This is a genomic window from Streptomyces sp. NPDC057002 (assembly GCF_042673825.1).
Classification (GTDB): Bacteria; Actinomycetota; Actinomycetes; order Streptomycetales; family Streptomycetaceae; genus Streptomyces.
The window spans coordinates 54,205-75,242 of sequence record NZ_JBHURZ010000001.1; the positions used below are offsets into that span (position 1 = coordinate 54,205).

The window sequence follows — 21,038 nt, forward strand, 5'->3', positions numbered from 1 at the left end:
GTCGCCGGAGCCCTCGACTGAGTATCATCCTATGGACGTATTTGAGATGATTTGCCACCGAGGGTTCTTCACCGACCGTGACCACCCTCGCCGGAGTGATCAATGTCCCGCACCGGCACCACGGACGACGGCGACGAGCTGCTGACCAGGCTCGGGGATCTGACGGCCCAGGCGCGAGCGCAGGCCGAGATGCAGCGCTCCCGGGTCGAACTGGCCCTCGCGCTGCAGAGCGACATGCTCCCCCGGGATCTGCCCGTCGCCCGGCGGCTGCATCTGGCCGTGCGGTACGCGCCCGCGACCCAGGGCCTCAACGTGGGCGGCGACTGGTATGACGCCTTCACGCTGGGCGACGGCCGCATCGGTCTGTCCATCGGTGACGTCCAGGGCCACAACATCGAGGCAGCCGCCTTCATGGGGCAGGTGCGGGCCGGGCTGCGGGCCCTGGCCTCCGTCACCAGCGAGCCGGGCGAGGTCCTGGCCCGGACCAACGAGCTGTTGCTGTCCCTGGGCTCGGACCTGTTCGCCACCTGCACCTTCATGCGCCTCGATCCGTGCGCCGGGGTGCTGGAGAGCGCGCGGGCGGGGCATCTGCCCTGCATCTGGGCCACAGCGGACGGGAAGTCCGGCCTCACCGCGGACGAGGGCGGTCCGCCTCTCGGTGTCCAGGCGGGGCCGCCGTATCCGGTGACCCGGTACGAGCTCACCACGGGCGGTGTGTTCGTGCTTCTCACGGACGGTGTCGTGGAGGGGCCGTCGATGCCGCTCGAGGAGGGACTGGACCAGGTGACGCGGCTCGCGGGCATCGCGGCGGTGGCGGGCATGGACGTGGACGGGCTCGCGGCCGCCGTGATCAAGGGTGCCGAGCGGGTGGGGCACGACGACGACGCCGCCGTCCTGGTGGTCGGCCTCGATGGGCCGGACGCTCAGCCATAGGGCCGCAGGGCCCCGCTCTCACCTCGCCGACGCGGCGACCTCGGTGTCTCATGGCTGCTGTGGTGGGTAGCCAGGATCTGCGCAAGCCGGTCGTCCTCGCTCTGCAGACGCTCGCCGTCGCCGCCTGCTACTACGTGTCGGGGAAGCTGGGCCTGCTGCGGGAGCTGGTCGTCGAGGGCGCGGTCGTCACACCCATCTGGCCCCCCACCGGCGTCTCGGTCGCCTTCCTGCTGATCCTCGGGCTGCGCTGCTGGCCGGGGATCGCCCTGGGCGCCTTTCTCGTCATCGTGTCCATCACCTCCGTCACGCCCTCGTCGCTAGGCGTCCTGGCGGGCAACACGGTGGCACCCGTCGTCGGGTATCTGCTGCTGCGCCGGGCCGGCTTCCGGACCGATCTCGCGCGGCTGCGGGACGGCCTCGCCCTGGTGTTCCTCGGGGCGTTCACCGCCATGCTGATCAGCTCGACCGTGGGCGCCGGCCTTCTGATCGCCACGGGCAAGCTCGACTGGCCGAGCTTCTGGGCCGTGTGGCTGGCCTGGTGGGTGGGTGACGCGATGGGGGTGCTGATCGTCACCCCGGTGCTGCTCCTGGTGTCCCGGCTCCGTCCGCCCCTGCGGCTGACGCGCTGGAAGGAGGCCTCGGGCCTGGCGCTGATCGCCTGCTGCGTCGTGCCGCTGGCCGCGCACAGCTGGCTCAGTCTGCTGTTCCTCGTCTATCCCCTGCTGATCTGGGCGGCTCTGCGTTTCCAGCTTGCGGGCAGCATGCTGTGCGCCCTCTTCGCCTCGATCATGGTCACGGTGGCGGCGACCGAGCGGATCGGGCCGTTCGACGGGCTCAGCCGTGTGGAGGTGATGCTCAAGCTGCAGGCCTTCAACGGGGCCATGGCCCTGACGGCGCTCATCCTGTCGGCCGTGATCACCGAGCAGATCAACACCCGGCGTTCCGTGGAGCGCGCGTGCCAGGAGCTGGTCGAGGTCCTGGAGCACCTCACCGCGGGCGAGTCGGCGGACGGCCGGGCCCCCTTGGAGGAGGGCGGGCTCGGGCGGAGGCAGGACGAGTGACGACCCGGGGCACCCCGTTACCGAGACGTAGGGTTGGCGCCATGACCGAGGTGGAGGTGCTGCGGCTGCTGGTGTCGCCCGCGCACCGGCTGGCCGGACGACCGGCGGACGGGCCCTCCCCCGGCCCGCCCACCGGAACGCGTCGGTGACCATCATGGCCTCGGAGAGCCTCCCGGAGGACGCCGGCCTTCGGCACACACGCCGGAACATCCTGCTCGCGGGCATCGACATCGACGCGTGACGATCGGCCCCGGCGCCCAGCGGGCCCTGCGCGGGCGGGGCGGTGTGCGGTGCACGCCGCTGAGCGACGGGGTCCTCACGCTCGGCCCGGCCACGTTCCGGGTCGTGACCGGGGCCGACACCGCGTCATGAGCCGTACGCCGCGCCCGGAGTGTCAGCCGGCCGACGGAGCCATCCGGATGGCGGCGATGTCGAGCTGCAGGCGCACCTTCTCGCTCACCATCGCACCGCCCTCGGCCAGCCTGCTGTTGTACGTCAGCCCCCAGTCGGAGCGGTTGATGGTGGTGGTGCCGTCGAATCCGGCCCTTTCGTATCCGAAGGGGTCGGTGACGTGTCCGATGTAGGTCAGATCCAGTACGACGGGCCTTGAGACGCCTTTGATGGTGAGGTCGCCCGACATGCGGAAGAGGTCCGAGCCGGTCTGTTCCACGCCGCTGCTGGTGAAGCGCATACGCGGATAGGTCGCGGCGTCCAGGAAGTCACGGCCGACCAGGTGGGCGTCGCGCTGTTCCACCCCGGTGTCGACGCTGGAGGTGAACAGTGTGATGTCGGCCCGCGACCGGGCGGGGTCGCGTGCGTCGAAGTAGAGCCGGCTTTCGTACTCCAGGAAACAGCCGCGCACGGTGGTCACCATGGCATGCCGGACGGAGAAGCCGATCCTGCTGTGCGCGGGGTCGACGACCCATTCACCGGTGAGGTTCGTCAGGTGGGGGTCCGGCAGCACGGCGGTGGGGGATGCCGGTGCGCCGGCCGGACGCTGTGGGGGGACGGGCGGCGCCTGCCGGCGGGACGACACGACGCGGTTGAACAGGTTCATGATTCATCTAGGTACTTGAGTTTGGTTATAGCCGCAAGTCCCCTTCCGTTTTGCGGCTGTTGAGAACCAGCACATGACCTTTTTGCCGCCGCATTACACAAAATCCACACACGCCTGTCGCGGCGCTTCGACGAAATACCCACCCGAAACTCCATGGATTTTCATTTCGGGCATATCGGTATTCGGCTTACGTCATCTCGATCGCTAGGTCGTTGTCGACGGTGTAGTAAGGACGCGCGGCGATTCCGTCCACGGTGACGGCCGGGTAGACGTACACGTGCTTGCGGTCCGCCACGTCGTCGAGGAGCCGGCCGATCCTGATCGGCCGTGCGTCGGCGGTGGGCCGGACGAAGGCGTCCCAGAACCGGCCGGCTCCCCCGCCGTCGACCGCCAGGTCCTGCCGGCCGGCAGTGAAGGAGAAGCCCCTGCCGTCCTCGTCGAGCCGGGGGCGGAGGCTCCGTACGGTGTCGCCGCCGCGCAGGCGCAACCGCACGGTGGCGTCCTCGTGGAGCCGGGCGCCGTGCAGGCGGGCCTCGACCGTGATGGCCTTCTCGGTGACGTCGAGGGTGCGTGCCTCGGCGTGGGCGGTGCGCAGCCAGGCCCGCAGGGCGAGGAATCCGTCCTTCGTGACGTACGGGATCCGGACGGCGACCGGCGAGGGCCGGTCGCGGAGGTGTCCGTCGACGAGGACGCGCAGGTCCCGCAGGCCGGGTCGCAGCCGCTGCCGTTCGGCTCCCGGCTCCGGCAGCAGAAAGAGGTCCCAGCGGCCTTCGTCGAGGGCCTGGTGCGGTTCCAGTACGGTGTGCCGCCTGCCGTCGGCCGGGTCGGGTTCCAGCTCGAGGCGGTGGCTGGTCGTCTCGGGATGGCCCTTCTTGGGGCGCAGCACCAGCAGCAGCTGGGGGCCGGCGGCCGAGGTCGCGGGGAGGCGGAAGGTGATCCGGCCGTCCGTGTCGATGGCGCAGTCGGTGCGCAGGGGGGTGTCCTGGTACTTGCTCATCGTTGTCCCTTCCGTATCGCGCGCAGGACGCCGGCGGCCGCGGTGTGGGCGAGGTCGCGGGCGGCGTGGCCGCGTCCGGCCAGCGGACTGTCCGTCCGGTGCCCGGTGGCCCGCCGGCCCGTGTTCTTGGCCGTCATGGCCTCGTCGATGATGCGTTCGGCCTGTGCGACGACAGGGACCGGGGCGAAGCGGTGGGCGTTCTCCAGGGCGGTGCGGCCCATGCGGCGGCGTCGCTCGTCGTCGCCGACGAGTTCCAGCAGGGCCGAGGCGAGGGCGTCGCGGTCTCCGACCGGCACCAGCCGGCCGTCGGCGCCGTCCTTGATGATCTCGGCGGGGCCGTAGGGGCAGTCGGTGCTGACGACGGGCAGTCCGCAGCGCATCGCCTCGACGATCGTCATGCCGAACGGCTCGAAGTCGGACGTGGCCGCGGCGATCGAGGCCTTGGCCCATTCGGCCTCCATGGGGGTGGCGGCCCCCATCAGGAACACGTTGTTCCACAGGCCGAGGCGTTCGATGAGCTGCCGCAGCGCGGGCTGTTCCTCGCCCTTGCCGTAGATGCGCAGCTGCCAGTCCGGGAACGCGGCGGCGACCTGGGCGAACGCCTCGATGAGGAGGTCGTAGCGCTTCACCCGCACGAGCCGGCCGGCGGCGATCACGATCTTGGCGGTGCCGTCGGCGGGAGGCAGCGCGGGGTCGGGGACGCTGTTCGGGAGGGCCTCCACATGGACTCCGGGGAGCCACATCTTGCGCCGGTAGGCGGCGGCGTCCGCTTCCGTGACGGTGGTGACGACGTCGAGGCGGCGGTAGGCGCGGCGCAGCGCGGTGCGCAGCCGCGGCGAGTGGTTGTCCAGGGTGAGGTGCTCCTGGCCGACGCGCAGGACGTGCCGCGGGGCCTGGCGTGCGATGTGCACGTTGAGGCCCGGGCGGGTGCCGATGACGACGTCGGCGTCGAGCGACTCGAGGTGCTCGCCGATCCGCTGGTCGGTCAGCTCGCTGTACTGGTGGTGGCGGTACTCGGCGGGCGGGTACACCCGCGCCGGTCTCTGGTGCAGCGGATGGTCCGCTTCCTTGCGCAGGTCCACCAGCGGCCGCAGCCGCACCCGGGGGTGCGGGGTGAGATTGGGGTGCTCCCGGTGGCGTAACGCGGAGACGATCTCCACGTCGTGCCGCTCGGCGAGCGCCCCGGCCAGGTTGAACGTGGTGGTGATCGTGCCTCCGATTCCGTAGGCGTTGTGGATCAGGAAAGAGATCTTCATGGTGGCCTAGACCGCGTCGACGACCGGAGCGTTGTTCGTCGTTACCACTCTGTGGCCGTGGCGGGGCAGGGCGGGCGTTCCCGCCGGTTCGGACATGATCTCGGACATAAGTGGTCTGGGCCATACCCGTTTGCCGCCCGGTTGTGAATAGCTTGACGTGTTTGCCCGCAGCAGCGTCGCGTCATCGGGTGCACCCTCGTATCGATCTTCAGGAGACCCATGCGCCCCCGAATAGCCTCCCTTCCGCGCATCACCTCTCTCCCGCCCTTCGCCCTGGCCGGCGGCGCGCTGGCCGTGGGGGTGGGCGGTCTGTATCTCGCCGGGCTGCTGCTGACGGGCGGGGAGATCGACACCGGCACGACCGTGCGCGGGGTGGAGATCGGGGGGCTGAGCCGCGCCGAGGCGGTGCGGAAGCTGGAGCGGCAGCTGGGCGCGGACGGTGCGCGGGAGCTGCCCGTGAAGGTCGGGGAGCGCACGGGCACGGTCGATCCGCGGCGCGCCGGGCTCTCCTTCGATGTCCGGGAGACCGTCGACCGGGCGGCACGCACCGGCGCCGATCCGCTCAGCGTGTTCGGCGGCTTCTTCCGTTCGGGCGGCGTGATCGAGCCGGTCGTACGCCTGGACGAGGGCAAGGCCCGGGCGGCCCTCGGGCGGCTGGCGAAGGGGCTCGACCAGAAGGTCCGTGACGGTGCCGTCTCCTTCGACGGCGGGCGGGTCGAGGAGGTCGCGCCCCGCACGGGGTACGCGCTGGACGTGAACGCCGCGGTCGGTCCCCTGCGCGCCTCCTTCCTGCGCGGGGACGCCGGCGCGGTCACGTCGCTGCCCGCCCGTGAGACCCGGCCGAAGGTCACGGCCGACGAGGTCGGGCGGGCGGTGCGTACCTTCGCGGAGCCGGCCGTGTCGGCGCCCGTCACGCTCACCGCGGGCGGCAGGCGGTTCACGGTCGGCCAGGACGTGCTGGGCGAGCATCTGGCCATGCGGCCGGACGGCGGCGGCAGGCTGAGACCGGAACTCGACGCCAAGGGGCTGCGTGCCGACCCCGCCGTGGCCGGTCCGCTGGACGAGGTCACCGCCACCGTCGAGAACGCGAAGCTGGGGTCGAACGGCGACAAGGTCGTGGTCGAAGAGGACGCCAGGGTCGGCCGGGAGGTCACCGACAAGGCGCTGGGCAAGGCGGTGCTGCCGCTGCTCACACGATCGGGCGCCGACCGCGGCGGCGAGGTGGCCGTACGCGAGACCCAGCCGGAGGTCACCCGGGAGAACGCCCCGGAGCTGGGGCTGACGGAGACCATGTCCTCCTTCACCGTGCACTTCGAACCGGCCGAGTACCGCACGAAGAACATCGGCCGGGCGGTGGAACTCATCAACGGCTCCGTCGTCGAGCCGGACGAGACGTGGAGCTTCAACCGGACCGTCGGCGAGCGCACCGAGGCGAACGGCTTCGTCGAGGGCATCATCATCCTCGACGACAAGTTCACGAAGGCGTCCGGCGGCGGTGTCTCGGCGGTCGCGACGACCATGTACAACGCGCTGTTCTTCGCCGGGGTCAAGCCCGTGGAGCACGGCGCGCACTCCTTCTACATCGAGCGCTACCCGGAGGGCCGCGAGGCCACGGTCGCCTGGGGCAGCCTGGACCTGAGATTCACCAACGACTCCGGCAAGGCGATCTACATCCGGGCCGAGTCCACGGACACGTCCGTGACCGTCTCCTTCCTCGGCACCCGAAAGTACGACGAGATCAAGTCGGTGAAGGGGCCGCGCACCGAGGTGAAGAAGCCGTCGAAGAAGGTGAGCAAGGACAAGGAGTGCGTGCCGCAGACGCCGCTCGAAGGGTTCGACGTCACCGTGGAGCGGGTCTTCTACAGCGACGGCAGGGAAGTGAAGCGGGAGCCGTACCGGACGCACTACACGCCGCGTGACGAGATCGTGTGCGAGTGATCCACCGGCCGTTCGCCTCTGCGTGGAAGCCGACTCCTTCCCTGTCAGAGGGTGTTCCGGAGTCCACAGCACTGTTCGGGTGCCGGTTGACGGTGAAGTCCAACCCCGCCGAGCGCTGGGCCGAGGGGCACGGCATCGTCACGGCCGCCACTTCGCGAGGCGTCGAGGTCGACCGATCGAGTCGCCTGGCGATCTCGGCGTAGGAGAGCCCACCGCCGAGCCCGGACTCGATGCGCCGACGGTCTGCTACCGCCGCCTTTCAATGCAACGCGCCATTGCATTCGTTTGCAGCGTCATTGCATCAATTCACCCTCATCTACCTGGTGAAATGCATTTCAGGCGATTGACGAATCCATGAACGCAACGTAGCTTTCAGCGCGAGCCGAACACGTACTATCGCGAGGTGAGGAATAGCCATGGGTGAATCGCTCCACACCGTCCCGACGCTGCCGACGACGCGCCGGCCCGGCTGCCCCTTCGACCCGCCGGCAGAGCTGGTCGACGCGCGCCGGCACGGCCCCATCAGCCGCTACACCCATCCCGGCGGTAAGCCCGGCTGGCTGATCACCGGATACGACCTGGTCAGATCGGTCCTGGCCGACCCGCGGTTCAGTTCACGCAAAGACCTTCTGAACGTGGTCGACTTCGAGGTCCCTCCGGCACCGCCCGGCGAGTTCCTCCTCATGGACGATCCACAGCACGGGCGCTACCGGAAGCCGCTGGTGGGCAAGTTCACCGCGCGGCGGATGCGGTTACTCACCGAACGCATCGAGCAGATCACCACCGACTGCCTGGACGCCATGGCGAAGGCCGGGCCACCCACGGACCTCGTCACCGCGTTCGCCAAGCCCATCCCCACCATCATCATCTGTGAGCTGCTGGGGGTGCCGTATCAGGACCGGGATTCCTTCCAGGAACAGATCGACAAGTTCATGAACGGGGAGACGAGCGACGAGGACCTGATGGCGGCCTACACCGCGACCCAGGACTACCTCGCACAGCTGGTGGTCACCAAGCGCGTGAACCCCACGGACGATGTGCTCAGCGACCTCACCGACAGCGATCTGACCGATGAGGAGCTGAAGGGAATCAGCCTGATCCTGCTGGCGGCAGGGTTCGACACCACCGCGAACATGCTGTCCCTCGGCACCTTCGCACTGCTGCGGAACCCGGCCCAACTGGCCGCGCTACGCGCCGATCCAGCGCTCATCGACGGGGCCGTGGAGGAGCTGCTGCGGTACCTGAGCGTCGCCAAGTCGTTCATGAGGACGGCGCTGGTGGACGTCGAGGTGGGCGGCCAGACCGTCGAGGCCGGCACGACGGTCGTCCTGTCGTACAACACCGCCAACCGTGACCCCGAGCGCTTCACCGAGCCCCACGTGCTCGACCTCCACCGGCAGGAGGGCGGGCATCTGGCCTTCGGTCATGGCACCCATCTGTGCCTGGGCCAGCAACTGGCCCGTATCGAAATGCGGATCGCGTTCTCCGCGCTGCTCAACCGCTTCCCCACGCTGCGCCTCGCCGTACCGGCCGAACACGTCGCTCTGCGCCCGGAGACCGCGGACATCCACGGGGTGAAGAACCTCCCCGTCACCTGGGACGTGTGACGGCGCAGCGGTGACGGGTGAGTTCGCGTACGATCGCCCGCCACCGCTACGGTCGCCCGCCTGCGATGATCACGCCCGAGCCGCTCCGGCCGTCGAATCCCCCATCTCGATGTCAGTCGGCCGGGGCGTTCAGCAGCCGGTCCGGCTCGTTCCCGGCCTGGTCGTATCCGGCGTCGGAGATCCGTTGGAGCTCTCGCAGGTCGCCGGTCGCCACCGCACGTCGAGTGAGCAGCGACCCGGCGTGCATGGATCCCTCGTCCAACAGCTCGCTCAGCTCTGCGAGGTCGCCGGCTGCGTCGGCGAGGTCGGCCAGCCGGTCCATAGCCGTCTCGTTGCCCTCATCGGCCAGCTCCCTGAGCCCGACGCGATGCTTCCGGCTACCGGCGGTACAGCGCCACCGACGCCATCGACCTGGTCAAGATCCGGACGCTCGCCGAGGCCGGAGTCCCCCTGGCCCGTATCCGGGACCTGAGATCACCACCGACGAGGAGTTCCAGCAGACGCTTCGCGAGATCGACGACTAACTCACCGGAGGCCGACTGCGTCAGCTCGCCTCCGGGCGGCTGGACCCCCTGCCCGACGAGGTCAGTGCCCATCTGCCGAACCGGGCCAGCACGTCGACTTCTGGGGGCAACAGTCAGCACTCGACCGTGCACGGGACGGCGTGGGTGAGGGATGACCGGCCCGCCCGGAGTTGAGGGGTGCGGGTTCGCTACAGGCCCACATCCCGGCTGCGGATGTCTTCCAGGGACTCGCGACGCACGAGGAGGCGGGCGAGGCCGTCGCGTACGGCGACGACGGGAGGACGGCCGACCAGGTTGTAGCCGGAGGCCATGGACAGGTGGTACGCGCCTGCCACGGGTACGGCGAGGAGGTCACCCGGGCGTACGTCGGCGGGGAGTTCCGCGTCGGCGGCCAGGATGTCGCCGGCCTCGCAGTGCCGGCCGACCACGGTCGTCCGGGCCGGGGCCGCGGTGCTGTGCCTGCCGATCAGGCGAGGGGCGTAGCGGACGCCGTACAGGGCCGGGCGCGGGTTGTCGCTCATTCCGCCGTCCACGGCCACGAAGACGTGTTGGCCCGTGTGCTTCACGGACAGGACGCGGTACAGGGCGATGCCCGCCGGGCCGACGATCGCCCGTCCCGGTTCGATGATCAGGCGGGGCACGGGGAGCCCGGCCGTGGCACAGGCGCCGGCGAGTTCGGCGCGGACCTTGCGGGCCAGGGACGTCAGGTTCAGGCCCTCCTCCCCCGGGCGGTAGGCGATGCCGTGGCCGCCCCCGAGGTCGAGCTCGGGCAGGACCAGGCCGTGCTGTTCATGCAGGCGAGCCATGAGACCGACCATGCGGCGTACGGCGACGAGGTACGGCTTGACGCTGGTGATCTGGGAGCCCAAGTGGCAGTGCAGGCCGGTGAGTTCGAGCTGGGGCTGGTCCAGGATGCGGGCGATGGCGTGCTGGGCGTAGCCGTCGGCGATCGACAGGCCGAACTTCTGGTTGTCCGTGCCGGTGCGGATCTTGGCGTGGCCGCCGGCGCTGATGCCGGGGACCACGCGGACCATCACCTTCTGGTGCCCGTGCGGCCCGACGGCGGCGGCCAGCCGCGCGATCTCCGAGGGGCTGTCGATGACGATCCGTCCGACGCCCAGGCGCAGGGCGGTGTCCAGGTCGCGCGGGGACTTGGCGTTGCCGTGCAGCACGATCCCCTCCGGCGGGAAGCCGGTGGTGACGGCGAGTTCCAGCTCACCGGCGGAGCAGACGTCCAGGCCGAGGCCCTCCTCGTCGACCCAGTGGGCCATGGCCCGGCACAGGAACGCCTTGGCCGCGTAGAGGATGTCGGCGTCGGGAAAGGCGTCCCGGTAGGTGCGGCAGCGGTCGCGGACCTCGGTCTCGTCGAGGATGTAGACGGGGGTGCCGAAGCGGTCGGCGATCTCGGCGAGCGATACGCCGCCCACGTCGAGTTCGCCGCGCCGGGGCTCTGTGGCCGAGGCGGGCCACACCGACAGCTCTGCCGAAGTGGTCGTGGTGGTGGGTTCGTGAACGGTGGTCATGGTGTCTGCCCCTCTCAGGCGATCCGCAGTGCGGGAACGGGAGCGGCGGGCTCGACCGGAGCGGGAGCCGATGCCGAGAACAGCGGGTCCACCGTGACGGTGGTGATGCCGAGCGGGGCGGTCAGCGACCGCAGGACGGGCTCGGCGAGATGGATCCACGCCTGGTCGGGGCCGAGCGTGGCGGTCAGTCGCTGTGCGGAGGTGAAACCGACGGCCGTACGCTCCCCGAGCGGGGTGCGGAACAGCCGGGTCGCGTACCCGGAGGGTCCCGGCCGGACCGGGACGCAGAGGGGTCCGGCCGGGAACCGATCAGGAGGTTCGGGGTCGTCGCCGAGGAGAAGTTCTGCCATGGGGTGCCTCCTGAGAGACAGAAAGTGAGTGGTCTGAAAGGCCCCGGACGCGGGGAGGCGGACCGGGGCTCGCCAACGACCTTATGCCCGGTGTCCCCGACTCCAGGACGTCCCTTGACGGGACCCTGACGGCGATCCCGCCGACCTTGACGGAGTGCTGACGCCGCTGGTGAGAGGGCATGGAAGGGGCCGTCAGGACTACGCCACGAACGATCGCGGGGGGTGTTCGAGTTCGACACCGTGCCGCCCAACGCCTGAGCGCTTCAGAACGCGGCCGGCAGGCTCGGGTGCTGCGGCCGCCGCTCGGGTGCCGTCCGTACCGTGAGGACCATGGTGAGGCCGCCGCCGGGGGTGTCCTCCGCGTGGAGCGTGCCGCCGACGGCCTCGGCGAAGCCGCGCGCGACCGCGAGGCCCAGGCCGACACCGGCTCCGCGGGGTGAGTCGCCGTAGCGCTGGAAGGGTTCGAAGATGCGGTCCTTGGCCTCGTCCGGTACGCCGGGTCCGCGGTCGACGACCCGCACCTCGACGCGGGCGGCGAGGGCACTCGCCGAGACCAGGACCTTCTCGCCGTGCGGGCTGTACTTGACGGCGTTCTCGACGACGTTGGCGACGGCGCGTTCCAGCAGTCCCCGGTCTACGTGGACCATGGGCAGGGTCTCGGGGATGTCGAGTGCCACGCTGTCCTCGGGGACTCCGCCGAGCGCCATGGGCACGACCTCGTCGAGGTCGGTCTCTCGGATGATCGGGGTGACCGTGCCGGTCTGGAGGCGGGACATGTCGAGCAGGTTGCCGACCAGGAGGTCGAGCCGGTCGGCGCCCTGCTCGATGGCCTCCAGCAGTTCGGCCTGGTCCTCTTCGGACCAGGCGACGTCCTCGGAGCGCAGTGAGGACACGGCAGCCTTGATGCCGGCGAGCGGGGTGCGCAGGTCATGGCTGACGGCGGCGAGCAGCGCGGTCCGTATGCGGTTGCCCTCGGCCAGTTCTTTGGCACGGTCGGCCTCTCGCCGCAGGCGCTGGCGGTCCAGGACGACGGCGGCCTGTGCGGCGAACGCGGCCAGCACCCGGCGGTCGGCGGCCGGCAGCACACGGCCGCGCAGGGACAGAGCCATGTGGTCTCCGACGGGGACGTCGACATCCGCGTCATCAGGATTCTCGGCGGGCCGGGGTCCTACACTGCTGGCGCACGTCCAGGGTTCCGTCTCGTCGGTCCGCTCGAGCAGGGCCACCGACTCCATGCCGAAGGTCTCGCGGACCCGCTCCAGCAGCTCCTCCAGTGAGGTCTCGCCGCGCAGGACGTTCCCCGCGAGGAAGGAGAGGATCTCCGATTCGGCACGCAGCCGCGCCGCTTGGTGGGTGCGGCGGGCCGCGAGGTCCACCACCGAGGCCACCGACACGGCGACCCCTACGAAGATCGCGATGGCGACGATGTTCTTCGGGTCGGCGATCGTCAGCGTGTGAACGGGCGGGGTGAAGTACCAGTTGAGCAGGAGGGAGCCCACCACCGCGGAGGCCAGGGCCGGGATGAGCCCGCCCAGCAGGGCCGACGCCACGGTCAGGGTGAGGAACAGCAGCATGTCGTTGGCGAGGCCGACGTCCGGGGTGGCGCTGGTGAGGAGCCAGGTGAGTACTGCGGGGCCCAGGACGCCGACGATCCAGCCCCGGATGACCCGGGAACGTCCCAGACGTGCTCCGCGCGCCGCCGGAAGGCCGCGCCCCTTGCCTGCCTCGTCATGGGTGATGAGGTGGACGTCGAGGTCCGGGCCGGAGTCCCGGGCAACCGTCGCGCCGACGCCCGGCCCGAAGACGTACTGCCATCCCTTGCGCCGTGAGACACCGAGGACGATCTGCGTGGCGTTGACTCCGCGTGCGAAGTCCAGCAGGGCCACCGGTATGTCCTCGCCGACGACCTGGTGGAAGGTGCCGCCGAGGTCCTCGACCAGTGTGCGCTGGACGGCCAGTTCCTTCGGGGAGGCGGCGGTGAGACCGTCACTGCGGGAGATGTAGACGGCCATGACCTCGCCGCCGGCGCCCTTCTCCGCGAGCCGCGCGGCACGGCGTATCAGGGTGCGGCCCTCGGGGCCGCCGGTCAGGCCGACGACGATGCGCTCGCGCGAGCCCCAGATGGCCGAGACCTTGTGCTCGTTGCGGTACTCGGTGAGATACGCGTCGACCCGGTCGGCCACCCACAGCAGCGCCAGCTCCCGCAGGGCGGTCAGGTTGCCCGGCCGGAAGTAGTTGGAGAGGGCCGCGTCGACCTTGTCCGGCTTGTAGATGTTGCCGTGCGCCATCCGCCGCCGCAGCGCCTGCGGTGACATGTCGACCAGCTCGATCTGGTCGGCCCTGCGGACCACTTCGTCGGGCACGGTCTCCTGCTGCCGGACGTCGGTGATCGACTCGACGACGTCACCGAGCGACTCGAGATGCTGGATGTTGACGGTGGAGACGACGTCGATCCCGGCCGCGAGCAGTTCCTCCACGTCCTGCCAGCGCTTGGTGTTGCGGGAGCCGGGAACGTTGGTGTGGGGCAGTTCGTCGACCATCGCCACCTGAGGGCGTCGGGCGAGGACGGCGTCGATGTCCATCTCGGTGAAGGTGGTGCCCCGGTACTCCAGTTCCTTGCGCGGGATCTCCTCCAGGCCGTGCAGCATCACCTCGGTGCGCGGCCGGCCGTGGTGCTCCACGAACGCGACCACACAGTCGGTGCCGCGCTCGATCCGGCGGTGTGCCTCGGAGAGCATGGCGTAGGTCTTGCCGACGCCGGGTGCCGCGCCGAGATAGATCCGAAGCTTGCCGCGTGCCATGTCATCCCTCGAAGCGGTAGCCCATGCCGGGCTCTGTGATCAGATAGCGGGGGTGGGAGGGGTCCGTCTCCAGCTTGCGTCGCAGCTGGGCCATGTAGACCCGCAGATAGTTGGTCTTGCTGCTCTGTGAGACGCCCCAGACCTCCTGGAGAAGCTGCTTCTGCGTGATCAGCCGGCCCGGATTGACCACCAGGATCTCCAGCAGGTGCCACTCGGTCGGGGTCAGCCGCACGTCCTGGCCGTCCCGGACGACCTTCTTGGCGAGCAGATCGATGCTGAAGTCCGCCGTCTCGACGAGGGTCGTCTCGGGGACGAGCGGCGCGTCCTCGGTACGGCGGACGGCGGCCCGCAGCCGGGCCAGCAGCTCGTCCATGCTGAACGGCTTGATGATGTAGTCGTCGGCGCCCGCGTCGAGTGCCGCCACCTTCTCGTCGGACGCCTGCCGGGCGGACAGGACCAGGATGGGCATACGGCTCCAGCCCCGCAGGCCTTTGATGATGTCGACGCCGTCCATGTCGGGCAGGCCGAGGTCGAGCAGGACCACGTCGGGCTGACGCGCGGCGGCGAGCCGGAGGGCGGTGGTGCCGTCGGGGGCGGCGTCCACTCCGTACTGGCGTGCCTGCAGGTTGATGACGAGGGCCCGTACGAGCTGCGGGTCGTCCTCCACCACGAGCACCCGGGTCATGGGCGTGTGCCTCTCCTGTCGTGCGTCGGGCCGTGCGCGCCCAAGGCGGGGCGACCGACTTCATGGCGGCGGGAGCCGACGGGTCCGGAATGCCTCCCGGTCCGCCGGCTCCCCTCTGGATCACGTAAGGCCCTCACTGCTTCGCTGCGAGGTCCTTGAGCGCGATGTTGAGTTCGAGGACGTTCACCCGGGGCTCGCCCATGAAGCCCAGCGTGCGGCCCTCGGTGTGGTTCTCGACCAGCTTGTTCACCTGGGCGACGGGCAGGCCGTTCTTCGCCGCGACCCGGTGGACCTGGAGCTCGGCGTAGGCCGGGGAGATGTTCGGGTCGAGGCCGGAGCCGGAGGAGGTGACCGCGTCGGCGGGGATGTCCGACGGCTTGACGGTGTAGCCGGACACGGAGTTGTCCTTCACTACCGCGGCCTTGGCGTCCTCCACCTGTCCGATCAGGTCCTTGTTGTCGGCGGAGAGGTTGGTGGCGCCGGAGAGCAGCAGCTTGTACCGCGTGTTGATGCTGTTGGCACCGAGCCCGTTCGCCGGACGGCCCTGGAACCACTTCAGGTCCGGTTCCGGGGTCTCCTGGCCTTTCTTCAGCGGCAGGTTGTACGACTGCCCGATCAGGGACGAGCCGACGACCCTGCCGTCCGCCTTGATCTCGGAGCCGTTCGCCTTGTCGTTGAAGAGCGCCTGAGCCACACCTGTGACCGCCAGCGGATAGAGGATGCCGGTGAGCACGGTCAGGACGAGCAGTGCCCGCAGTCCCGCCCCGAGCAATCGGGCAGTGTTCGCAAGGGAGTTGTTCATGTCCTTCACCCGATCCCGGGGATCTGAGAGATGAGAAGGTCGATGATCTTGATGCCGATGAACGGCGCGATCAGCCCGCCGATGCCATAGACGGTCAGGTTGCGGCGCAGCAGCTTGTCGGCGCTGACCGGCCGGTAGCGCACGCCCTTCAGCGAGAGCGGCACCAGGGCGATGATGATCAGCGCGTTGAAGATGACGGCCGACAGGATCGCGGAGTCCGGTGAGGACAGGCCCATGATGTTGAGCTTGTCCAGGCCCGGGTAGACCGCCGCGAACAGCGCCGGGATGATCGCGAAGTACTTGGCGACGTCGTTGGCTATGGAGAACGTCGTCAACGCGCCCCGGGTGATGAGCAGTTGCTTGCCGATCTCGACGATCTCGATGAGCTTGGTCGGGTTGGAGTCGAGGTCGACCATGTTGCCGGCCTCCTTCGCGGCCGACGTACCCGTGTTCATCGCCACGCCGACGTCCGCCTGGGCGAGGGCCGGGGCGTCGTTGGTGCCGTCGCCGGTCATCGCGACCAGCTTGCCGCCCGCCTGCTCGCGCTTGATGAGGGCCATCTTGTCCTCGGGGGTGGCCTCGGCGAGGAAGTCGTCGACGCCGGCCTCCTCGGCGATGGCCTTGGCCGTCAGCGGGTTGTCGCCCGTGATCATGACGGTCTTGATGCCCATGCGGCGCAGTTCCTCGAACCGCTCGCGCATGCCGTCCTTGACGACGTCCTTGAGGTGGATGACGCCGAGCACGCAGGCGCCGTCGAGGTCCTCGATCGCGACCAGGAGCGGCGTGCCGCCCGCCTCGGAGATCCGATCGGTCAACTCCTGTGCGTCCCGGGCGACTTCACCGCCCTGTTCCGCCACCCAGGCGACGACCGAACCGGCCGCGCCCTTGCGGATCTTGCGCCCGTCGACATCCACGCCGGACATCCGGGTCTGCGCGGTGAAGGCGATCCACTCGGCCCCGGCCAACTCGCCCTGGTGACGCTCGCGCAGTCCGTACTTCTCCTTCGCGAGGACGACGATGGAGCGGCCCTCGGGTGTCTCGTCTGCCAGCGAGGACAGCTGGGCGGCGTCGGCCAGTTCGGCCTCGGTGGTGCCGCTGACCGGCGCGAACTCGGCGGCCTGCCGGTTGCCGAGGGTGATGGTGCCGGTCTTGTCGAGCAGCAGGGTCGAGACGTCACCGGCGGCCTCGACCGCCCGGCCCGACATGGCCAGGACGTTGCGCTGCACCAGCCGGTCCATACCGGCGATACCGATCGCGGAGAGCAAGGCACCGATGGTGGTCGGAATGAGACACACCAGCAACGCCACCAGCACGACCATCGTCAGGTCGGTGCCCGCGTAGTCCGCGAACGGCGGCAGCGTGGCACAGGCCAGCAGGAACACGATCGTCAGCGAGGCGAGCAGGATGTTCAGCGCGATCTCGTTCGGTGTCTTCTGGCGTGCCGCGCCCTCGACCAGATTGATCATCCGGTCGATGAAGGTCTCGCCCGGCTTGGTCGTGATCCTGATGACGATCAGGTCCGAGAGCACCTTCGTACCACCGGTGACAGCTGACCGGTCGCCACCCGACTCCCGGATGACCGGGGCCGATTCACCGGTGATCGCCGACTCGTCCACGCTCGCGACGCCCTCGACGACGTCACCGTCGCCGGGAATGATGTCGCCGGCCTCGCAGACGACCAGGTCGCCGATGCGCAACTCGGTACCGGGGACCTGCTCCTCCGCACCATCGGTGAGCAGCCGGCGGGCGATCGTGTCGGTCTTGGCCTTGCGCAGGGTGTCCGCCTGCGCCTTGCCGCGGCCCTCGGCGACGGCTTCCGCCAAGTTGGCGAAAACCACGGTCAGCCACAGCCAGGCACTGATCGCCCAGCCGAACCAGTCCCCCGGATCCGTGCAGGAGAAGACGGTCGTCAGGACCGAGCCGATCCACACCACGAACATCACGGGCGACTTGACCATCACCCGCGGGTCGAGCTTGCGGAAGGCGTCCGGCAGCGACTTGACGAGCTGCTTGGGGTCGAACAGGCCGGCACCGACCCGGCCCTCCTTGTGCCCGGTGGGTACGTCGTCGTGCGGCGCCCGGGTCGGAGTGGCTGTGGACATTTCTTCACTCTCCGTACGGGTGGTCATCACGCCAGCCCCTCGGCGAGCGGTCCCAGCGCGAGTGCCGGGAAGTAGGTCAGACCGGTGATGATGAGGATCGCGCCGACCAGCAGGCCGGTGAACAGCGGCTTCTCGGTGCGCAGGGTGCCCGCGGTCACGGGCACGGGCTTCTGCTCGGCGAGCGAACCGGCCAGCGCGAGCACGAACACCATCGGCAGGAATCGGCCGAGCAGCATCGCGAGCCCGGTCATGGTGTTGAACCAGTCGGTGTTCGCGTTCAGCCCCGCGAAGGCCGAACCGTTGTTGTTCGCGGCGGAGGTGAAGGCGTACAGCACTTCGGAGAAGCCGTGCGCGCCGGAGTTCAGCATCGAGTTCGGCGGGGTCGGCAGGGCCATGGAGGCCGCGGTGAAGACGAGCACCAGCGCCGGGGTGATGAGGATGTAGCAGGCGGCGAGCTTGATCTCGCGGGTGCCGATCTTCTTGCCCAGGTACTCGGGTGTCCGGCCGACCATCAGGCCGGCGATGAACACCGCGATGACCGCCATGATCAGCATGCCGTACAGGCCCGAACCGGTACCGCCGGGCGCGATCTCGCCCAGCATCATGCCGAGCATGGTGATACCGCCGCCGAGGCCGGTGAAGGAGGAGTGGAAGGAGTCCACCGCGCCGGTCGAGGTGAGCGTGGTCGACACCGCGAAGATCGACGAGCCGCCGATGCCGAAGCGGACCTCCTTGCCCTCGTACGCACCGCCCGCTGCCTGGAGCGCCGGACCGTGGTGGGCGAACTCGGTCCACATCATCAGGGCGACGAAGCCCAGCCAGATGGTGAACATCGTGGCGAGGATCGCGTAGCCCTGCTTCACCGAACCGACCAGCACGCCGAAGGTGCGGGTCAGCGCGAACGGGATCACCAGGATCAGGAAGATCTCGAAGAGGTTGGTGAAGGGCGTCGGATTCTCGAAGGGGTGGGCGCTGTTGGCGTTGAAGTAGCCGCCGCCGTTGGTGCCGATCTCCTTGATGGCCTCCTGCGAGGCGACGGCGCCGCCGTTCCACTGCTGCGTCCCGCCCAAGCTGTGCCCATTGAGGAATTGGCCGACCTCGTGGATGCCGGAGAAGTTCTGGATGGCACCGCACGCCACGAGGACGAGGGCGGCGACCACGGAGAGCGGTACCAGGATCCGCAGGGTGCCGCGCACCAGGTCGGACCAGAAGTTGCCGAGCTCACCGGTGCGCGAGCGCGCGAAGCCCCGCACCAGCGCCACCGCGACGGCCATGCCGACGGCAGCGGAGACGAAGTTCTGCACGGCGAGACCGGCGGTCTGCACGACGTGCCCCATGGTCTGTTCGCCGTAGTACGACTGCCAGTTGGTGTTGGTCACGAACGACACGGCCGTGTTGAACGACTGCGCCGGGTTGACCGAGTCGAAGCCGAGCGAGCCGGGAAGGATGCCCTGGAGCCGCTGGAGCAGGAAGAGGAACAGCACACCGACGACCGAGAAGGCGAGGATCCCGCGCAGGTACGCGGGCCAGGTCATCTCGGTGTCGGGGTCGGCACCGATGGCCTTGTAGATCCACTTCTCGGCACGCAGGTGCTTCTTCGAGGAGTAGACCTTGGCCATGTAGTTGCCCAGGGGGATGTAGACGAGCGCCAGGGCTCCTATGAGGGCGAGCAGCTGAAGCACGCCCGCGGCTACGGGCCCCATCTCAGAACCTCTCCGGGAAGATCAGGGCGAGGACGAGATAGCCGAGCAGGGCGACGGCCACGACCAGACCGACAACGTTCTCGACGGTCACAGCTTCGTCACCCCCTTGGCGACGAGAGCCACCAGCGCGAAACCCGCGATCGTGGCGATGACGAAGGCCAGATCGGCCATCGCGAACTCCTGGAGTGAGGTTCGGTGTGTGCGGACGATTAGAGGAAAGCTCCTCTTTGGCCTGATCGGATCGGCCATTGACGGCTCCCTTACGGCGCGGCCCACGGCTTTGACGGGTCTCTTACGCCGCCTGAGCCGTAGCGGTGAGCAGGCATCGCGCGGAGGGTTCAGAGGAGCCGGAAGCGCAGCCGGCAGATCACCGCGTCCGTCTCCCGCCGCACGGCGTGCGCGACGACCGCGCCCCGCTGGTTCTGCAGCGTTCGCTGCCACAGCCGCTCCGGCTCGGTCTCCGGGATCAGCACGGTGACCCGCGTACCCGGCTCGGCGGCGGCCACCTCACGGACGTAGGCGGCGATCGGACGGCCCAGGCTGCGCCGCTCGCCGGCCAGCCGGACCAGGGGCACCCCGGGGTCCACACTGGCGCAACTCCCCTGTGCGGAAGGGTTCCTCCAGGTGCTTCCTCCCAAGAAAGCCGCTTCAGGCGGCGGGCGGCGCGGTTGCTAGCGGTTCCTTGGCGCCGGTCCCCGGGACCTTGACGCTGCCTTGACGTGACCTGGCCCGCTGAGGTGAGCGCTGGTGTGCCGAAAAGTCCGGTCGGCCGGAGGCCACGGTGGTCGCCGCCTTCGCGTCCGGGCACCCCTTCACGGCACCTTCGATCGAATCAAATGCCGCATCCGGCTGGGTACCGGATGCAACCCCGGAGCAGGTGTCAAGGGCGGTAGACCAGCTCGATGATGACGGCGATCATGAACATCCAGGCTCCCAGGCCGACGACCCACAGCAGATCGCCGGCGATGCCGCCCATGAGCACGGCCGGGCCGGCGGTGCCCAGCACGATCACCAGGCGACGAACACCGCGGTCGGGGAACCAGTCAGTAGCCACGCTGTCAGCGTCTGGAAGGTCGGCCGTCCAGCGCAAGCAATGCCTTGAATACTGTCGCGTTCCTAACGCGGCAGAGATCACGTCGCCGGGTACGGCACGAACGTGCTGCTGTTCTGGTCGATCCGCAGCGTGCGCCCCAGCCCCCGCGGTGCCGGGTGACCGCTCGGGGCTGTCGGTGCGCCGGATCAGCGGCCCGCCCACCCCTGACGGGGTGCGCACCAATATCGCCGTCGCACTGCGCTACTTCGCCGCCTGGCTGCGCGGACAGGGCGCCGTCGCGCTGTACGGCCTGATGGAGGACGCGGCGACCGCCGAGATCGCCCGCGTGCAGATCTGGCAGTGGCTGCGGCACCGCGTCATCGACCGGGAGACGGTGCTGCGACTGCTCGACGACGAGATCGCCGCGCTCGGTGCCGAGTATCCCTGGGCACCGGTCGACGACGTCCGCTCGCTCTTCGAACGGACCGCCCTGGCGGGAGAGTTGCCGCAGTTCTTCACGCCGGACGCGTACACCCGTCACCTCGTGCGGCGGACGAAGGCGGGGGCATGAGCGGGGCATCCGGCGCGTCGGCGTGGTCGGCGGCGGGCAAATGGGCGCCGGCATCGCCGAGGTGTGGGGTCTGAGCACCCCGCCTACCCCGCCGG

Annotated in this window: 20 protein-coding genes and 3 pseudogenes; 6 read left to right on the plus strand and 17 right to left on the minus strand. The window is 69.5% G+C overall.

The window, feature by feature from the left end; genetic code table 11:
* Positions 1 to 102: 102 nt before the first annotated feature.
* From ACFT32_RS00285 to ACFT32_RS00295, 3 genes are all read left to right on the plus strand, one after another.
* Entirely contained in the window at positions 103 to 933 is an 831-nt protein-coding gene (locus tag ACFT32_RS00285) for a PP2C family protein-serine/threonine phosphatase (protein ID WP_382484004.1), read from the plus strand.
* 59 nt (positions 934 to 992) lie between these two features.
* Entirely contained in the window at positions 993 to 1,994 is a 1,002-nt protein-coding gene (locus ACFT32_RS00290) for an MASE1 domain-containing protein (protein ID WP_382484007.1), read from the plus strand.
* Between the two features lie 237 nt (positions 1,995 to 2,231).
* Complete coding sequence (locus ACFT32_RS00295) at positions 2,232 to 2,366, plus strand: hypothetical protein (RefSeq protein WP_382484009.1); 135 nt, start codon at positions 2,232 to 2,234, stop codon at positions 2,364 to 2,366.
* A gap of 22 nt (positions 2,367 to 2,388) precedes the next feature.
* On the opposite strand, the gene ACFT32_RS00300 is transcribed toward ACFT32_RS00295, so the two are convergent.
* The 3 genes from ACFT32_RS00300 to ACFT32_RS00310 all read right to left on the minus strand — a co-directional run bounded on the left by ACFT32_RS00300 (position 2,389) and on the right by ACFT32_RS00310 (position 5,304).
* On the minus strand, positions 2,389 to 3,051 hold the full coding sequence (locus ACFT32_RS00300; RefSeq protein ID WP_382484011.1) for a YceI family protein: 663 nt from the start codon (positions 3,049 to 3,051) through the stop codon (positions 2,389 to 2,391).
* Between the two features lie 187 nt (positions 3,052 to 3,238).
* Positions 3,239 to 4,048: a transferase gene (locus ACFT32_RS00305; RefSeq protein ID WP_382484013.1), complete on the minus strand. Its 810-nt coding sequence runs from the start codon at positions 4,046 to 4,048 to the stop codon at positions 3,239 to 3,241.
* Complete coding sequence (locus ACFT32_RS00310) at positions 4,045 to 5,304, minus strand: glycosyltransferase family 4 protein (protein WP_382484016.1); 1,260 nt, start codon at positions 5,302 to 5,304, stop codon at positions 4,045 to 4,047. The genes ACFT32_RS00305 and ACFT32_RS00310 overlap by 4 nt, the downstream gene beginning before the upstream one ends.
* Before the next feature lie 219 nt (positions 5,305 to 5,523).
* Between ACFT32_RS00310 and ACFT32_RS00315 the strand changes: the two genes are divergently transcribed.
* Complete coding sequence (locus tag ACFT32_RS00315) at positions 5,524 to 7,242, plus strand: VanW family protein (protein ID WP_382484018.1); 1,719 nt, start codon at positions 5,524 to 5,526, stop codon at positions 7,240 to 7,242.
* A gap of 148 nt (positions 7,243 to 7,390) precedes the next feature.
* Here the strand turns inward: ACFT32_RS00315 and ACFT32_RS00320 are convergent.
* A pseudogene (locus ACFT32_RS00320) lies at positions 7,391 to 7,474 on the minus strand (MarR family transcriptional regulator); the annotation flags it as partial.
* Between the two features lie 184 nt (positions 7,475 to 7,658).
* Here ACFT32_RS00320 and ACFT32_RS00325 point away from each other — a divergent pair.
* Positions 7,659 to 8,849: a cytochrome P450 gene (locus ACFT32_RS00325; RefSeq protein ID WP_382484021.1), complete on the plus strand. Its 1,191-nt coding sequence runs from the start codon at positions 7,659 to 7,661 to the stop codon at positions 8,847 to 8,849.
* 112 nt (positions 8,850 to 8,961) lie between these two features.
* Here ACFT32_RS00325 and ACFT32_RS00330 read toward each other — a convergent pair whose 3' ends face one another.
* The 13 genes and pseudogenes from ACFT32_RS00330 to ACFT32_RS00390 all read right to left on the minus strand — a co-directional run bounded on the left by ACFT32_RS00330 (position 8,962) and on the right by ACFT32_RS00390 (position 20,393).
* A complete protein-coding gene (locus ACFT32_RS00330; RefSeq protein WP_382484022.1) occupies positions 8,962 to 9,171 on the minus strand; it encodes a hypothetical protein in 210 nt (69 codons plus the stop codon).
* A 55-nt stretch (positions 9,172 to 9,226) separates the two neighbouring features.
* A complete protein-coding gene (locus tag ACFT32_RS00335) occupies positions 9,227 to 9,445 on the minus strand; it encodes a hypothetical protein (protein WP_382484023.1) in 219 nt (72 codons plus the stop codon).
* Between the two features lie 116 nt (positions 9,446 to 9,561).
* Positions 9,562 to 10,896, minus strand: coding sequence for a diaminopimelate decarboxylase (gene lysA / locus ACFT32_RS00340; RefSeq protein WP_382484025.1), 1,335 nt, complete (start codon positions 10,894 to 10,896; stop codon positions 9,562 to 9,564).
* A 14-nt stretch (positions 10,897 to 10,910) separates the two neighbouring features.
* Positions 10,911 to 11,246 carry an SAV_915 family protein gene (locus ACFT32_RS00345; RefSeq protein ID WP_382484027.1) on the minus strand — a complete coding sequence of 112 codons (336 nt, stop codon included), beginning with the start codon at positions 11,244 to 11,246 and terminating at the stop codon, positions 10,911 to 10,913.
* A gap of 263 nt (positions 11,247 to 11,509) precedes the next feature.
* Positions 11,510 to 14,047 (minus strand): DUF4118 domain-containing protein, encoded by a 2,538-nt coding sequence (locus tag ACFT32_RS00350; RefSeq protein ID WP_382484029.1) that lies wholly within the window; start codon positions 14,045 to 14,047, stop codon positions 11,510 to 11,512.
* A gap of 1 nt (position 14,048) precedes the next feature.
* Positions 14,049 to 14,732 carry a response regulator gene (locus ACFT32_RS00355; protein ID WP_382484031.1) on the minus strand — a complete coding sequence of 228 codons (684 nt, stop codon included), beginning with the start codon at positions 14,730 to 14,732 and terminating at the stop codon, positions 14,049 to 14,051.
* A gap of 133 nt (positions 14,733 to 14,865) precedes the next feature.
* Positions 14,866 to 15,534, minus strand: a complete 669-nt coding sequence (locus tag ACFT32_RS00360; RefSeq protein WP_382484034.1) for a potassium-transporting ATPase subunit C — start codon at positions 15,532 to 15,534, stop codon at positions 14,866 to 14,868.
* Between the two features lie 5 nt (positions 15,535 to 15,539).
* Entirely contained in the window at positions 15,540 to 17,636 is a 2,097-nt protein-coding gene (kdpB, locus tag ACFT32_RS00365) for a potassium-transporting ATPase subunit KdpB (RefSeq protein WP_382484036.1), read from the minus strand.
* Between the two features lie 26 nt (positions 17,637 to 17,662).
* On the minus strand, positions 17,663 to 19,339 hold the full coding sequence (gene kdpA / locus ACFT32_RS00370) for a potassium-transporting ATPase subunit KdpA (protein WP_382484038.1): 1,677 nt from the start codon (positions 19,337 to 19,339) through the stop codon (positions 17,663 to 17,665).
* Position 19,340: 1 nt separating this feature from the next.
* Positions 19,341 to 19,430, minus strand: a complete 90-nt coding sequence (gene kdpF / locus ACFT32_RS00375; RefSeq protein WP_037770757.1) for a K(+)-transporting ATPase subunit F — start codon at positions 19,428 to 19,430, stop codon at positions 19,341 to 19,343.
* Positions 19,427 to 19,588: a hypothetical protein gene (locus ACFT32_RS00380; RefSeq protein ID WP_382484040.1), complete on the minus strand. Its 162-nt coding sequence runs from the start codon at positions 19,586 to 19,588 to the stop codon at positions 19,427 to 19,429. Before ACFT32_RS00380 ends, kdpF begins: the two co-directional genes overlap by 4 nt.
* A gap of 89 nt (positions 19,589 to 19,677) precedes the next feature.
* Positions 19,678 to 19,932: pseudogene (locus ACFT32_RS00385) on the minus strand (amino acid permease); the annotation flags it as partial.
* A gap of 287 nt (positions 19,933 to 20,219) precedes the next feature.
* Entirely contained in the window at positions 20,220 to 20,393 is a 174-nt protein-coding gene (locus ACFT32_RS00390) for a hypothetical protein (protein ID WP_382484042.1), read from the minus strand.
* A gap of 169 nt (positions 20,394 to 20,562) precedes the next feature.
* On the opposite strand from ACFT32_RS00390, the pseudogene ACFT32_RS00395 reads away from it, so the two are divergent.
* Positions 20,563 to 20,943, plus strand: a pseudogene (locus ACFT32_RS00395) (malate synthase A); the annotation flags it as partial.
* Positions 20,944 to 21,038: the final 95 nt, after the last annotated feature.